Source organism: Acidocella sp. (assembly GCF_036489515.1).
Classification (GTDB): Bacteria; Pseudomonadota; Alphaproteobacteria; order Acetobacterales; family Acetobacteraceae; genus Acidocella.
This window is the reverse complement of record NZ_DASXFO010000018.1, coordinates 1-13241: the sequence shown is the minus strand read 5'-3', so window position 1 is coordinate 13241 and position 13241 is coordinate 1. Positions and strand designations below refer to the sequence as shown.

The 13241-nt window shown below is 61.5% G+C and carries 14 protein-coding genes; 5 read left to right on the top strand and 9 right to left on the bottom strand.

The window, feature by feature from the left end; translation table 11 throughout:
• Positions 1-589: 589 nt before the first annotated feature.
• The 3 genes from VGG47_RS02610 to dcd are packed head-to-tail and all read left to right on the top strand — an operon-like array spanning position 590 to position 2559.
• A complete protein-coding gene (locus VGG47_RS02610; protein ID WP_331535308.1) occupies positions 590-910 on the top strand; it encodes a hypothetical protein in 321 nt (106 codons plus the stop codon).
• A complete protein-coding gene (locus VGG47_RS02605) occupies positions 900-1952 on the top strand; it encodes a hypothetical protein (RefSeq protein ID WP_331535307.1) in 1053 nt (350 codons plus the stop codon). Before VGG47_RS02610 ends, VGG47_RS02605 begins: the two co-directional genes overlap by 11 nt.
• Positions 1939-2559, top strand: coding sequence for a dCTP deaminase (gene dcd / locus VGG47_RS02600; RefSeq protein WP_331535306.1), 621 nt, complete (start codon positions 1939-1941; stop codon positions 2557-2559). Before VGG47_RS02605 ends, dcd begins: the two co-directional genes overlap by 14 nt.
• Before the next feature lie 6 nt (positions 2560-2565).
• Here dcd and VGG47_RS02595 read toward each other — a convergent pair whose 3' ends face one another.
• Both VGG47_RS02595 and VGG47_RS02590 read right to left on the bottom strand, forming a co-directional pair.
• Positions 2566-2793 carry an EAL domain-containing protein gene (locus tag VGG47_RS02595; RefSeq protein ID WP_331535305.1) on the bottom strand — a complete coding sequence of 76 codons (228 nt, stop codon included), beginning with the start codon at positions 2791-2793 and terminating at the stop codon, positions 2566-2568.
• 67 nt (positions 2794-2860) lie between these two features.
• Complete coding sequence (locus tag VGG47_RS02590) at positions 2861-3163, bottom strand: hypothetical protein (RefSeq protein WP_331535304.1); 303 nt, start codon at positions 3161-3163, stop codon at positions 2861-2863.
• A 138-nt stretch (positions 3164-3301) separates the two neighbouring features.
• Here VGG47_RS02590 and VGG47_RS02585 point away from each other — a divergent pair, with 138 nt between their 5' ends.
• Complete coding sequence (locus tag VGG47_RS02585) at positions 3302-3610, top strand: PilZ domain-containing protein (RefSeq protein WP_331535303.1); 309 nt, start codon at positions 3302-3304, stop codon at positions 3608-3610.
• A 373-nt stretch (positions 3611-3983) separates the two neighbouring features.
• On the opposite strand, the gene fba is transcribed toward VGG47_RS02585, so the two are convergent.
• The 7 genes from fba to VGG47_RS02550 form a co-directional block, all read right to left on the bottom strand.
• Positions 3984-5069: a class II fructose-bisphosphate aldolase gene (gene fba / locus VGG47_RS02580; protein WP_331535302.1), complete on the bottom strand. Its 1086-nt coding sequence runs from the start codon at positions 5067-5069 to the stop codon at positions 3984-3986.
• Positions 5070-5073: 4 nt separating this feature from the next.
• Positions 5074-7110 (bottom strand): transketolase, encoded by a 2037-nt coding sequence (tkt, locus tag VGG47_RS02575; protein WP_349256820.1) that lies wholly within the window; start codon positions 7108-7110, stop codon positions 5074-5076.
• A gap of 10 nt (positions 7111-7120) precedes the next feature.
• On the bottom strand, positions 7121-7996 hold the full coding sequence (locus VGG47_RS02570; protein ID WP_331535301.1) for a phosphoribulokinase: 876 nt from the start codon (positions 7994-7996) through the stop codon (positions 7121-7123).
• Between the two features lie 9 nt (positions 7997-8005).
• Positions 8006-9046, bottom strand: a complete 1041-nt coding sequence (locus VGG47_RS02565) for a class 1 fructose-bisphosphatase (RefSeq protein WP_331535300.1) — start codon at positions 9044-9046, stop codon at positions 8006-8008.
• Positions 9024-9974, bottom strand: coding sequence for a CbbX protein (gene cbbX, locus VGG47_RS02560; RefSeq protein WP_331535299.1), 951 nt, complete (start codon positions 9972-9974; stop codon positions 9024-9026). The genes VGG47_RS02565 and cbbX overlap by 23 nt, the downstream gene beginning before the upstream one ends.
• Positions 9967-10386, bottom strand: a complete 420-nt coding sequence (locus VGG47_RS02555; protein WP_331535298.1) for a ribulose bisphosphate carboxylase small subunit — start codon at positions 10384-10386, stop codon at positions 9967-9969. The genes cbbX and VGG47_RS02555 overlap by 8 nt, the downstream gene beginning before the upstream one ends.
• Before the next feature lie 76 nt (positions 10387-10462).
• Positions 10463-11932 carry a form I ribulose bisphosphate carboxylase large subunit gene (locus VGG47_RS02550; RefSeq protein ID WP_331535297.1) on the bottom strand — a complete coding sequence of 490 codons (1470 nt, stop codon included), beginning with the start codon at positions 11930-11932 and terminating at the stop codon, positions 10463-10465.
• 98 nt (positions 11933-12030) lie between these two features.
• On the opposite strand from VGG47_RS02550, the gene VGG47_RS02545 reads away from it, so the two are divergent.
• Positions 12031-12939 (top strand): LysR family transcriptional regulator, encoded by a 909-nt coding sequence (locus VGG47_RS02545; protein ID WP_331535296.1) that lies wholly within the window; start codon positions 12031-12033, stop codon positions 12937-12939.
• Positions 12940-13241: the final 302 nt, after the last annotated feature.

Below are 13241 nucleotides of genomic sequence, written 5' to 3'. Positions count from 1 at the left end.
CAGACCGTACCTTCTGGCCAACGGATGGCCTCAAAGTGCTTACGGGCAGCTTCTTCGTCGTTGTAGATCGGGTTTGTAAGGTCGTATGTCATGCCACTTTAGTAACGTTTTTGGCGTGGTACGTCAAGTGCATAATAGCGTATATTTTCCTAGCGCTGCGCTGAAAGTAACGACCCGTGCGGGCGAGGCTGCGCTAAGCGGCGCTGTTACCGAGCTTATTTGCTTCCCCGCTACCACGGCTTAGACGGACGGCTGAATGGCACTGCAACCATCGCAGAGCCGGTTTTGTGCTCCTAAGTGAGGGGTATTATGTGGGAGAATTTTTTCGTATAACTGATTTATCGTTTTATATCTGTTTGTTATTATCACTTTACGGCGGTCACCCTCTCCGCCAGAATAGCCTGCAAGGCATTGAAATTAACCAATTTTTTTGGGTTCGGCCGTGAGCCACCAAACCGGCCACCAAAGTAGTACGTAATGCTTTGGACGTAATAAGCGTGGCTTATTATGGTGGTCGGGACCAACAACCCCCTTGACGCGGCTTCCATCGAGTCGCCTATGATTCAGGGCAATTAAAGGGAGCCGTATCATGCTAATGGCAGCCGCGCCGTCGGAGCCCACAGCCCTTGATCTGTTTAAGCTTGCCTTAGAGCTTGTTGAGCGGAAACAACTCCAGCGTACAACTGAGCTGGATGATTATTTTCAGCAAGTGCTACAAAGTGCTAAGCAACTGGTGACGGCCCCCCAGAACGCCGCCGGCCTGAATGCCGAGGTGATCGAACTCGCGCTTGCGTTGGCCGCCAACCACGAGTTAGCGTCAGATCTTTGTAATGTTTCATCTCTTTCCGATCTGAGCCCCCAGATGGCAGGAAAGGTCTTGAGGGAAATGGACAGCCGAATTGCTGCCTGAGGTTGATTTATGCCTACTGCGATCGAACCTTAGAGCGTTAGCTTCAACTCCATATTTCAATCAACAGGTTGCCAGCTACAGCGAGCATCTGTGCAGTGCCATTGATCATGCTTTAACCGAGGCGCCTAAACTCTCAGAGTTGTCTCTCAGAAGGCTCTCAGAGACAGTGTGGCAAGCCTATCAGTATCTCGCGGGCAGCATCTCGAGTGAAGCTCCATATGAGGTGCAGTATTGCCTGGAGGCGGCGCTTCGGGAGTGGGCCAAGAAAGATTGTCTTATTACAACGGGGTTTACGTACGGGCCGCTAGCTTACCATTTTAATGGGCTAGATCCCTGGAAGGAGGTGAAGGCATTAGTCCCCTCATTCAGTGCCCAGCATTTTGATCGCGTTTTAGTCCTGATCGGCGTGCCCCGCCTGTACAGACACAAACCGATATTTTGTATCCCCCTCTTTCATGAACTAGGCCACTTCGTAGATCGGCATGTGGGTGTTGTGGCGTATATTAGATTGAATGCGCTCCAGCAGGGTGGAAGCTTCAACCAAGTAACTTTACCTCCACTGCATTGGGCAGAGCACTTCGCGGACCTCTTTGCTGCGTGTTACGTTGGTCGATCGAGTACCGGACTTCTAGAAGCCGTTGTGCCGAATGCGCCCGCTAACCAGACTCATCCCGCGTCTAAAGATCGTATCGACTTAGTCGAAAAGTTTGTTAACGGCATAAGTGATCCACGGCTTACTGCGTTTGAAATTGCTTTGAAAAACCTAGGAGCGCCGGCACTCAAAATTCGGCATACGGTCCCAAATCTAACCTCAGCGTACAATGACGTAAGGCCGGTCGACATCAAATCGGCCGCCGAACTGCATGGACTTTTTGATGCAGCTTGGTCGTATTTTTCGGTCAATGAGAGCAAACCAGTATCTCCCATGACCAATGTGGCAATGAGCGTTGAGCAATTCGAACGGACGGTAAACGACCTGACAGAAAAGTCCATTAGAAACTACTCAACCAAGGAGATGTGGAAAGCTCATGCAGCTCCTTAACAAAGCAGAAATCCGGCGGCGACTTAGCCTTACCAATGAGAAGGGGCTTTTTATTGAGCCTCTTTTGGAATCTTCTCAACTGGGTGAAGTAACTGTTGATCTGAGGCTTGGGTACGACTTTCTCGTTCCAATTCTGACTAGAAAGCCATTTATAAGCGTGGTCGAGAAAGATCAAAACTTTCGCGGAGTAGAGTCGTACTACCGTTCCACTAGACGAGAAATTGGCGATCGATTTGTTCTGTACCCGCAGCAGGTGGTTCTGACCACGAGCTTGGAATATGTTGGGCTTCCGGCTGATGTGTACGCCGATCTGTTGCCGCGCAGCAGCTATGCCAGGCTAGGAATGAGTTTTGGGACAATGATGCAGCCGGGATACAGAGGTTGCTTTCCTCTGGAGCTATCTAACACAAGCAACAATCCTCTAGAGCTCGTAGTGGGCAGCAGGATCGTTCAGGCGCGCTTCTTTAATATCGAATTTCCATCTGAATATAATGGTCAAGATGAGCCGCGCAAGTATTTGGGTAACACACGACCTGTAGTGTCGAAAGCTGCACATGACGGTGATTTGTTCAGGCTTCATGCGATCGCGCTGAAGCGCAACACTTAGTGCGGGCTAGGCGGCAGACGAGGAGGCGTTGAAGGAGCCGGGTGTCAGGCCGGTGACGAAGGAATGGTTGAGCTTGATTTCCTGTGCGTCGAACTCTTTCAGATAGGCAAAGGATGTAAAGCCGACACCGAAATCGTGGATCGCGAGGCCGATCCGGCGGCCGCTTTTTGAAAAAAGCGGCGCAAAAACTTTTGGCGAAGCTGGGCCTGAGGCTATGTCGGTGACAAAGCCCATGACCCAGCGTTAACAAAGTTTTTTTGCTTCTTTTTGTTCACAAAAAGAAGCGTTCTCTTTCTTGGCCTTACGCCGCTGCGGCGTGCGGTGCGACCACTTGGCGTAGTTCGCCTTTGGCGTAGCGCTGCGCCATTGCGTCGAGGCCGAGGTCGAGGGCGCGGATGCGGCTGGCTTGGCCGGCGGTGCCGAACGCCTCGAAGCGGGTGCGGCAGACGGTGCGGGCTTCGTCCAGTGCGGCCTGGAGGAATTTGCGCGGGTCGAATTCAGCCTTGTCCTTGCCCATGACGTGGCGGATGCCGGCGGTCATGGCCAGGCGCAGGTCGGTCTGGAGACGCGGTTCAGGCGGCGAGACAGGCGAAGGTGTGGTCATGTTGCCGCCGCCCGGAATTGTCCGGCTCGTTATGACCCCTGCCGGTTCGTCAGTTCGCGGGTGAGACTGCACACGATTTCTGCTTGCAGAGACTCGCGGCGATTCTGTAGCAGGTGGTAAATTGTAACGGACGGTGCCATGAACGCTCTGACCGCAATAGCCAGTTTACAGACTACTGAATTCCGTCGTGAACCACGGTTTCGGACATTGAAGAGTGGAAAGCTTCTTTACGGAGGGTTCGGCCAGACCGTCGTTGATTGTGTCGTCTTAGATCTATCCAAGAATGGGGCGCGCGCTGAAACCACCGTGACGGCGCCGGTGCCGGTGCCTGAATTTTTAACCTTGCGCATGAATGACAATGTTAGCCGCCCTGCTCGGCGGTGCTGGACCAGGGGCAATCAGATTGGAATTGAATTCCTGCCATCCCCCGACAAAACGGATGGGTAGAGCGATGGATCTTGTCGCGATGGATGGCCGCTACGAGTTAGCTGGCACGGCGTCAACGGGGCGTCCTCCGGCTGCGGGCAGGGCTGAACGGCGGTTGGCTCCTGGGGTCGGGCTGCTCATCATGCTGGTGGTCTCGTTGCTAATGTGGGCAGGCATTATCGGCTTAGTGCGCGTCCTTTGGCGCCTCGTCAGCTAATTCACTGCATCGGCTTCAATGAAAGAAGCCGCTGGGCGACGATCCAAATTTTTGCGCCGTTGTAACTCTTGCTCCGCTGGGCCATGGGCGTTGTCGCTGACACAACCCCTGACCCAGCGTTAGCAAAGTTTTTTTGCTACTTTTTGTTCACAAAAAGTAGTCTTCCCTTGTTGAGCCTTACGCAGCCGCCGCGGCGTGCGGTGCGACCACTTGGCGCAGTTCGCCTTTGGCATAGCGCTGCGCCATCACGTCGAGGTCGAGCGTGCGGATGCGGCTGGCCTGGCCGGCGGTGCCGAAGGCTTCGAAGCGGGCCCGGCAGACTGTGCGGGCTTCGTCCAGTGCGGCCTGGAGGAATTTGCGCGGGTCGAATTCGGCCTTGTTTTTGCCCATGACGCGGCGGATGCCGGCGGTCATGGCCAGGCGCAGGTCGGTGTCGATGTTCACCTTGCGCACGCCGTGGCGGATGCCTTCCTGGATTTCCTCCACGGGCACGCCGTAGGTCTCTTTGATGTCGCCGCCATGGGTGCGGATTTCCTCAAGCAGGGCCTGCGGCACTGAGGAAGAGCCGTGCATGACCAGATGCGTGTTGGGGAGGCGCGCATGGATCGCCTTGATGCGGTCGATGGCGAGAATTTCGCCGGTCGGCTTGCGCGAGAATTTGTAGGCCCCGTGTGAGGTGCCGATGGCGATGGCGAGCGCGTCCACTTGCGTTTCGTTGACGAAGCGGGCGGCCTCGTCCGGGTCGGTCAGGAGCATTTCGCGCGAGAGCGTGCCTTCCGCGCCATGGCCGTCTTCCTTGTCGCCCTGCATGGTCTCCAGCGAGCCGAGACAGCCGAGCTCGCCTTCCACGGAGACGCCGGCGGCGTGCGCGATCTCCACCACCTTGGCGGTGACGGCGGCGTTATAGGCGTAATCGGCGGGAGTTTTGCCGTCCTCGCGGAGCGAGCCGTCCATCATCACCGAGGTGAAGCCGTGGCGGATGGCGCTGATGCACACTGACGGGGTGGCGCCGTGGTCCTGGTGCATGGCGATGGGAATGTTCGGCCAGGTTTCCGCCGCGGCGGCGACCAGGTGGCGGAGGAACACGTCGCCGGCATATTTGCGGGCGCCGACCGAGCCCTGCAGGATCACCGGGCTGTCGGTGGCGGCGGCGGCCTCCATGATGGCGCGGATCTGCTCCATGTTGTTAACGTTGAAGGCGGGCAGGCCGTAGCCGTGCTCGGCGGCGTGGTCGAGCAGCTGGCGCATGGAGATCAGGGGCATCGGGTCAACTCCTTTCGTTGAGATGGCGGCCCAGTAGCACGCGAATTCGCTCGGCAACACAAGTAGGGGTGAAACCGAAGGCTTCGAGCAGCGCCTTGTCGGGGCCGGAGTCGCCGAAGCGGTCGAGGCCGATGGTGGCGCCATCGCGCCCGGCATAGGCGCGCCAGGCGGCGGTGGCGCCGGCCTCCAGCGTGATCACCGGCAGGCCCAAAGGCAGGACGCTGGCGCGGTAGGCGCTATCCTGCGCCTCGAAGCGGGTGACGCAGGGCATCGAGACCACGCGGAGAAAAATGTTTTCGTTCATCAAAATTTGTGCCGTCTCCATCGCCAACGCGACTTCCGAGCCGGTGGCGAGCAGCACGGCCTGTGGCGTGCCGGTCTGCGCCAGCACGTAGCCGCCGCGAAGGATGGCGTCGCCTTGGTCCGGTGTCCGCGGCATCGGCGGCAAAGCCTGGCGGGACAGAGCGAGCAAAGTCGGGCCGTCATACCGCTGCAGCGCTTCAGCCCAAGCGCAGATGGTCTCGGCGCTGTCGCAGGGGCGCCAGAGTTCGAGGTTCGGGATCAGCCGCAGGGAGGCCAGGTGCTCGACCGGCTGGTGGGTCGGACCGTCCTCACCCAGCGCAATGGAATCATGGGTCATGACGTAGATCACACGTTGGCGCATCAGCGCGCTCATGCGGATGGCGTTGCGGGCGTAGTCGCTGAACACCAGGAAGGTGGCGGCGAAGGGGATGAAGCCGCCGTGTAAAGCGATGCCGTTGGCGATCGCCGCCATGCCGAATTCCCTGACTCCGAAGAAAATTTGGTTGCCGGCCGGGTTCTCGGTGATCGGCACGGAGCCGGCGCAGAAAGTAAGGTTGGAATGGGTGAGGTCGGCCGAGCCGCCCAGCAATTCCGGGGCGGCGGGCGCGAAGGCGGCCAGCGCGTTCTGCCCGGATTTGCGTGTCGCGATTTTCTGGTCCGTGATCGCGGCGAGGGCGGTCTCCGCCGCCTTGCCAAGTTCGGGACGGAGCCGGCCGGCGACGCGGCGCGAAAATTCGGCGGCGAGGTCCGGGTAAGCTGCCGTGTAGCGGGAAAAACGCTCCTGCCACACGGCTTCCGCTTCCGCCCCCGCGGCCCGGTGGTCCCAGGAGGCGCAGATAGCGGCGGGAATTTCGAAAGGTGGATGGGGCCAGCGCATGGCTTCGCGGGTCGCGGCAATTTCGTCTGGGCCGAGCGGGGCGCCGTGTGTGTCCTGATGCCCGGCTTTGGTCGGTGCGCCGTGGCCGATGATGGTGCGGCAGCAGAGCAGAGTGGGGCGTACGGTCTGCGCGAGGGCTGTTTGCATTGCGGCGTCGATCTGCGCCGGATCGTGGCCGTCAATATCGGCGATGACTTGCCAGCCATAGGCTTCGAAGCGGCGCGGCGTGTCGTCGGTGAACCAGCCGGTCACTTTGCCGTCGATGGAAATGCCGTTGTCGTCATAGAAGGCGACGAGTTTTGCCAGGCCGAGACGGCCGGCGAGCGAGGCGGCCTCGTGGCTGATGCCTTCCATCAGGCAGCCATCGCCGAGGAAGACGAAGCTGCGGTGATCGACGATGTTGTGGCCGGGGCGGTTGAACTGCGCGGCCAGCGTGCGCTCGGCGATGGCCATGCCGACGGCGTTGGCAAAACCCTGGCCGAGCGGGCCGGTGGTGGTTTCCACGCCCGGCGTGACCCCGTATTCCGGATGACCGGGCGTGCGCGAATGTAGTTGCCGGAAGCGGCGCAACTCTTCCATCGGCAGGTCGTAGCCGGTGAGGTGCAGCAGCGCGTAGAGCAGGGCCGAGGCGTGGCCGTTGGAGAGCACGAAGCGGTCGCGGTCCGGCCAGAGCGGGTTGGCCGGATTGTGGCGAAGGTGGTTGCGCCAGAGCACGGCGGCGATTTCCGCCATGCCCATCGGCGCGCCGGGATGGCCGGCTTTGGCTTGTTCCACCATGTCCATCGCCAAGGCGCGCAGCGCGGCGGCGACGGGCCAGGCGAGATCGCCGGGGCGGGCTGTGGGGCGCTCGATCATGGTCATGGCGTGTTCCTTATTGGGACCGTTGCTGGCGTTCGATCAGCCGCAGGATCAGCGGGGTCAGGATCAGCTGCATGGCGAGATCGAGCTTGTTGCCGGGGATGACGATGGAGTTGGCGCGCGACATGAAGCTGCCGGCGAGCATCGACAGAAGATAGGGAAAATCTATGCCGCGCGGGTTGCGAAAGCGGATCACCACCATGGATTCGTCCGGCGTGGGGATCCAGCGGGCGATGAACGGGTTGGAGGTGTCGACCGTGGGGATGCGCTGGAAGTTGATGTCGGTATGGGTGAATTGCGGGCAGATATAGCTCGCATAATCGGGCATGCGGCGCAGGATCGTCGCCATCACGTCCTCGGTGGAATAGCCGCGCGTGTTGCGGTCGCGGTGGATTTTCTGGATCCATTCGAGGTTGATCACCGGGACCACGCCGATTTTCAGGTCGGCATGGCAAGCGAGGTCGAGCCCGTTCGCCACCACCGCGCCGTGCAGGCCCTCATAGAAGAGCAGGTCGGTCGGGGTTTCGAGCTCCTGCCAGGCGGTGAAATTTCCGGGTGGGGCGCCGTAGCGCTCGGCTTCGGCGGTGTCGTGCACATAATGGCGGGTGCGGCCGGTGCCGGAGGCGCCATAGTGGCGGAACAGCGTCTCCAGCTCTTCCAGCAGGTTGGCGTCCAGGCCGAAATGGCTGAAATGGTCGTTGCCGCGCGCCGTCTCCTCGGTGGTTTTTTGCCGCATGCCGGCGCGGTCGTAGCGGTGGAAGGCGTCGCCTTCGATATAGGCGGCGTGCACCTTCTCGCGCCGGAAAATCTGCTGGAAGGTGTTGCGGACCGAGGTGGTGCCGGCGCCGGACGAGCCGGTGACGACGATGATGGGATGGCGGACGGTCATTTTTGCTCCTCAGGCGGAGAACAAGGTGCGGCGGCGGAACAGCGGTGCATGTTCGCCGGGGCCGCCTTGGGTGCGCAGATAGGAAGCGAGGCGCTCGACCTTTGCGTGCGCGCCGAACACCAAAGGCGTGCGCTGGTGCAGCTTGGCGGGGATTTTTTCGAGGATCGGCGTGGCGCCGTCGGTGGCGAGGCCGCCGGCATTCTGCACCAGCATGGCGATGGGGCTGGCCTCGTAGATCAGCCGCAACCGGCCGCTGCCGTAGCCCTTTCGCGCGTCGGCGGGGTAGAGATAGATGCCGCCGCGGCTGAAAATGCGGTGCGCCTCGGCGACCAGGCAGGCGAGCCAGCGCATGTTGAAATCGATCTTGCGCGGGCCGTCCTGGCCGCTCAGGCAGTCGTCGATATAGAGGCGGATGCCCTCGTCCCAATGCCGGTAGTTCGACATGTTGATGGCGAATTCGGCCTTGCCCGCGGGGATTTTGAGCCCGGCCTGGGCGAGGAGAAAAACCCGGCTCTCGGGCTCCAGAACGTAGAGGTCCGTTCCTTCGCCAACGCTCAACACCAAAGCGGTGTGGGGGCCGTAGAGCACGTAGCCGGCGGCGAGCTGGGCTGTGCCGGGGCGTAAGAATTCATGCTCTATCGCCGCGGAGGTGCAGCGCGGCAGGATCGAGAAGATCGAGCCGACCGACAGGCCGGTCTCGATATTGGAGGAGCCGTCCAGCGGGTCGAGTGCGACCAGCAACGGCGCGGCAGGGTCGAGGAGGACGGCGTGTTCCGCTTCTTCAGAGGCGATGGCGGCGACCGGGGCCGGGCGCAGGCAGGAGAGAAAAATCGCGTCGGCCTGCACGTCGAGGGCCTTTTGCTCTTCGCCGGCTTCGCCGCTGGACAGCACCGCGCCGAGGTCGCCGGCCAGCGGGCCGGCGGCGAGCAAACGGGAGATTTTCGCCGCCGCATCCGCGAGGCACAGGATCGTCGCGGCGACGGCGTCTTTCAGGGGATCAGTGGCAGCCCAGGCGGTCAGCGTTTCATCAAGCTGCTTCCTCGGTGTCATGATGGTCTCCGTGTTCCTCTTGTGAGCCGCTTTTGAGGCCGGTCAGGACCCGGCTTGGGCTTATGTCGGCGGCTTCGATGGTCGCCAAAGCGGTGCGGTCCACCAGGCCCGGGGTTTCGAACAAACGCAGCGACTGGCGCAGGCGCATGCGGTCGAAGGCGTTGCGCATCGAGCGCGCATTGGCGAAATTCGGCTGTTGCCGCCGCGCGGCGATGTAGTGGCGGAGCAGGCCGAGGGCTTGCGGGCTGAAGCGGTATTGCGAGTCCTCCAGCATTTTGCAGGTGATCGCGAGCAGCTCGTCATCCGAAAAATCCGGGAACTCGATATGGTGGGCGATGCGCGAGCGGAACCCGGGGTTGGACTCGAAAAACGTGTCGATGCGGTCCTGGTAGCCGGCGAGGATGACGACCAGGTCTTCGCGTTGGTTCTCCATGACCTGGAGCAGGATCTCGATGGCTTCCTGGCCGTAATCGCGTTCGTTCTCCGGCCGGTGCAGGTAGTAGGCCTCGTCGATGAACAGCACGCCGCCCATCGCCTTTTTTAGCACCTCCTTGGTCTTGGGCGCGGTGTGGCCGATATACTGGCCGACCAGGTCGCCGCGGGTGACGGAAATGACATGGTCGCGGCGGATGAAGCCGAGTTTGTGCAGGATGCTCGCCATGCGCAAGGCCAAAGTGGTCTTGCCGGTGCCGGGATTGCCGGTGAAGGCCATGTGCAGGGTTGGCGTGCCGGTGGCCAGGCCCATCATCTGCCGCGCCCGGGTGACGAAGAGATGCGCGGTGATCTCTCGGATGCGGCGTTTGACGGGCAGCAGCCCGACCAGGTCGTCGTCGAGCGCCGCCAGCATCTGGCCGATCTCGCTTTCGGCGTAGAGGGCGGCGAGGTCGAGCCGGTCGGGGGCGTGGCCTTCTGCCGCCGGGTCAGCCATATCTTGTGCCTTCGGGCCGGTCGGTCGCATAGGCGCGGGTCGTGTAGGCGATGCGCCGTCCGCCTTGTTCGGCGCGGTCGAGCCGAAAACCCGGCTCCTCGGCGGGGCGGTTGACGATGAAGGAGAGGCGCAGCGACTCCCAGCCCGCCGTGCTGTCGAAAGCGGAGAGGCGGATATAGCGGTCGCCATAAATTTTCCGGCAGGCGGCGAGTTCGGCCATCACGCCGGCGGCGTCCGGCAGGTCGAACATCGGCAGGCCCCACATCTCCCAATAGGTGTTGCGGGGGTGCGGGTCGTCGGTGAATTCGATGTTCACCGCCCAGCCATGGTCCAGGCAGTATTGCACCTGGGCGGTGATCTGCCGGTCGGTGAGGTCGGGCAGGAAGGAAAAGGCGCCTTGGGTCACACGCATGGAAACATTCCTCCAGAGCAACATCCGGTCAAATGGACTCATTTGATCGGATAGAGTTGCTCGCCAAATTTATAGGTCAGGCGGAGACGCTCTCGCTCGGCACGAAATCGGGTGTGTCGGTGGAGGCGTAGTTGAAGGTGACGTCGCGCCAGGTTTCCAGCGCCTGGCGCAGCGGCAGGCAGTGGGTGGCGGCATCGTTCAGGATAGCAGGGCCTTCGGCCAGGATGTCGCGTCCCTCGTTGCGGGCGAGCACCATGGCTTCCAGGGCGACGCGGTTGGCGATGGCCCCGGCCTCGATGCCGAGCGGATGGCCGATCGTGCCGCCGCCGAATTGCAGCACCACATCCTCGCCCAGCAAATGCAGCAGAAGGTGCATCTGCCCGGCATGGATGCCGCCGGAGGCGACCGGCATCATTTTGCGCAGGCTGGCCCAGTTCTGGTCGAAGAAAATGCCGTGCTCGAGCTGCATTGGGGTAAAGGCTTCGCGGCAGATATCGTAGTAGCCACGTGTGGTGGCAGGGTCGCCTTCGAGCTTGCCGACCACGGTGCCGGCATGGATGTGGTCGACGCCGGCGAGGCGCATCCATTTGGCGATCACGCGGAAAGACACGCCATGGGTTTTCTGCCGCGTATAGGTGGAGTGCCCGGCGCGGTGCAAATGCAGAATCATGTCGTTGCGGCGGGCCCATTTCGACATCGACTGGATCGCGGTGTAGCCGATCACCAGATCGATCATGACGATCGCGGAGCCGAGCTCCTTGGCGAACTCCGCGCGCTCGTACATCTGCTCCATGGTGCCGGCGGTGACGTTGAGATAGGTGCCTTTCACCTCGCCGGTGGCCGCCTGGGCGCGGTTCACCGCCTCCATGCAGTACAGGAAGCGGTCGCGCCAATGCATGAAGGGCTGGGAGTTGATGTTCTCGTCGTCCTTGGTGAAATCGAGCCCGCCTTTCAGCGCCTCATAGACCACGCGGCCGTAATTGCGCCCGGAGAGGCCGAGCTTGGGCTTGACCGTGGCGCCGAGTAGAGGGCGGCCGAATTTGTCCAGCCGCTCGCGCTCGACGACGATGCCGGTCGGCGGCCCGTCGAAGGTTTTCACATAGGCGGTGGGGAAGCGCATATCCTCCAGCCGCAGCGCTTTCAGCGGCTTGAAGCCGAACACGTTGCCGATGACCGAGGCGGCGACATTGGTGATGGAGCCCGGCTCGAACAGATCGAGATCGTAGGCGATATAGGCGAAATAGGAGCCTTGCATGCCGGGCACCGGGTCTACCCGGTAACATTTGGCGCGGTAGGTCTCGCAGGCGGTGAGCCGGTCGGTCCAGACCACGGTCCAGGTGGCGGTGGAGGATTCGCCGGCGACGGCGGCGGAGGCTTCCACCGGGTCCACGCCCTCCTGCGGGGTGACGCGGAACAGGCAGATGATGTCGGTGTCCTTGGGAACGTAGTCGGGCTCCCAATAGCCCATGTTCCGGTACTCCATAACACCGGCGGCATAGCGGCTCTTTTTGGCCGGTGCGGCCTGCACCGGGCGGCTATGGGTCATTTTCCTGCTCCTGGGGTGATCTGGCAGGCAGCATGGGGGAAGGCGGCTGGTTTGAGAATTTGAATGTTCTGAAGAGGATTTTCAGATAAACTGACAGCATGCGCAGGGTGACCCTCAAACAGTTGCGGATCGCCGCCGCCGCGGGGCGGCTGGGCAGTTTTACCGCGGCCGGGAACGCGGTGGGGCTCACGCCTTCGGCGGTGAGCATGCAGATGAAGGCGCTGGCCGAGGAGGTCGGGTTGCCGCTGTTCGAATTCGCCGAGGGCAGGCTGCTGCTGACCAAGGCGGGCGAGGAGGTGCTGACGGCGGCGGCGCGCATCGAGGCGGTACTCGGTGATTGCGACCAGGCGGTGGCGGGCTTACGCGACCCGGAGCGGGGCAAGGTGGTGGTCGGCGTGGTCTCTACCGCCAAATATTTCGCGCCGCAGGTGCTGGGCGCATTCCACAAGACTTATCCCCGCGTCGAGCTGAAGCTGGTGATCGGCAACCGCAACGACATTATCGACGGGCTGCGGCAACGGGAGATCGATCTCGCGATCATGGGGCGGCCGCCGGAGGGGATGGAGGTGGATCTGGTGAAGCTCGCCGATCATCCGCATGTGATCATCGCCGCCCCCGACCATAAGCTGTCAGGCCGAAAAGGGCTGGAGCCGTCGGATCTCGGCGCAGAGATTTTTTTGGTGCGGGAGCCGGGGTCGGGCACGCGGATGCTGATGGAGCAGGTCTTCGCCAGAGCCGGGGTGACGCCGCGTCTGGGCATGGAGATCAGCAGCAATGAGACGATCAAGCAGGCGGTGATGGCGGGGCTGGGGATTTCCTTCATCTCCGGCCACACGGTGGGCCATGAGCTTGGCGAGGGAAGGCTGGTGACGCTGGACGTAGCGGGGCTGCCGGTGGTGCGGCAATGGTACGCGGTGCATCTGCTCGACCGGAAGCTGCTCCCTGCGGCGCGGGCTTTGCTAGGGCTGTTGCAGGAACATATGGCGCGGCTGTTGCCGCCTGGATAAGTGAAGGTAAGGCTACTTTTTGTGAACAAAAAGTAGCAAAAAAACTTTGCTCCTCTGGGCCATGGGCGTTGTCGGGAACAACGCCCATGGCCCAGAGGAGCAAAAATTTTTGCGCTGCTTTTTTCAAAAAGCGGCTGCTTTCTTTGCGTGGGGCGGAAACTCCAGGGATTTGCTTGTGTGACGGCTTGTTGACAGTGTGGGTTGGTGGGCTGTAGAAGGCGCTCCACGCTTTGAGCGTCGGCTGCTTTGAGGTACCGGAAACGGTGCCTTTTTAATTGGCTGATGGTTGGGGCGGACGGAAT

What these genes read in the sequence shown, in the direction of transcription:
- VGG47_RS02585 (WP_331535303.1), top strand. Translation starts at nt 3,302, where the DNA reads ATGAACGCTCTGACCGCAATAGCCAGTTTACAGACTACTGAATTCCGT.
- VGG47_RS02590 (WP_331535304.1), bottom strand. Translation starts at nt 3,163, where the DNA reads ATGACCACACCTTCGCCTGTCTCGCCGCCTGAACCGCGTCTCCAGACC.
- VGG47_RS02610 (WP_331535308.1), top strand. Translation starts at nt 590, where the DNA reads ATGCTAATGGCAGCCGCGCCGTCGGAGCCCACAGCCCTTGATCTGTTT.
- VGG47_RS02565 (WP_331535300.1), bottom strand. Translation starts at nt 9,046, where the DNA reads ATGACACCGAGGAAGCAGCTTGATGAAACGCTGACCGCCTGGGCTGCC.
- dcd (WP_331535306.1), top strand. Translation starts at nt 1,939, where the DNA reads ATGCAGCTCCTTAACAAAGCAGAAATCCGGCGGCGACTTAGCCTTACC.
- cbbX (WP_331535299.1), bottom strand. Translation starts at nt 9,974, where the DNA reads ATGGCTGACCCGGCGGCAGAAGGCCACGCCCCCGACCGGCTCGACCTC.
- fba (WP_331535302.1), bottom strand. Translation starts at nt 5,069, where the DNA reads ATGCCCCTGATCTCCATGCGCCAGCTGCTCGACCACGCCGCCGAGCAC.
- VGG47_RS02545 (WP_331535296.1), top strand. Translation starts at nt 12,031, where the DNA reads ATGCGCAGGGTGACCCTCAAACAGTTGCGGATCGCCGCCGCCGCGGGG.
- VGG47_RS02555 (WP_331535298.1), bottom strand. Translation starts at nt 10,386, where the DNA reads ATGCGTGTGACCCAAGGCGCCTTTTCCTTCCTGCCCGACCTCACCGAC.
- VGG47_RS02570 (WP_331535301.1), bottom strand. Translation starts at nt 7,996, where the DNA reads ATGACCGTCCGCCATCCCATCATCGTCGTCACCGGCTCGTCCGGCGCC.
- tkt (WP_349256820.1), bottom strand. Translation starts at nt 7,110, where the DNA reads ATGACCATGATCGAGCGCCCCACAGCCCGCCCCGGCGATCTCGCCTGG.
- VGG47_RS02550 (WP_331535297.1), bottom strand. Translation starts at nt 11,932, where the DNA reads ATGACCCATAGCCGCCCGGTGCAGGCCGCACCGGCCAAAAAGAGCCGC.
- VGG47_RS02595 (WP_331535305.1), bottom strand. Translation starts at nt 2,793, where the DNA reads ATGGGCTTTGTCACCGACATAGCCTCAGGCCCAGCTTCGCCAAAAGTT.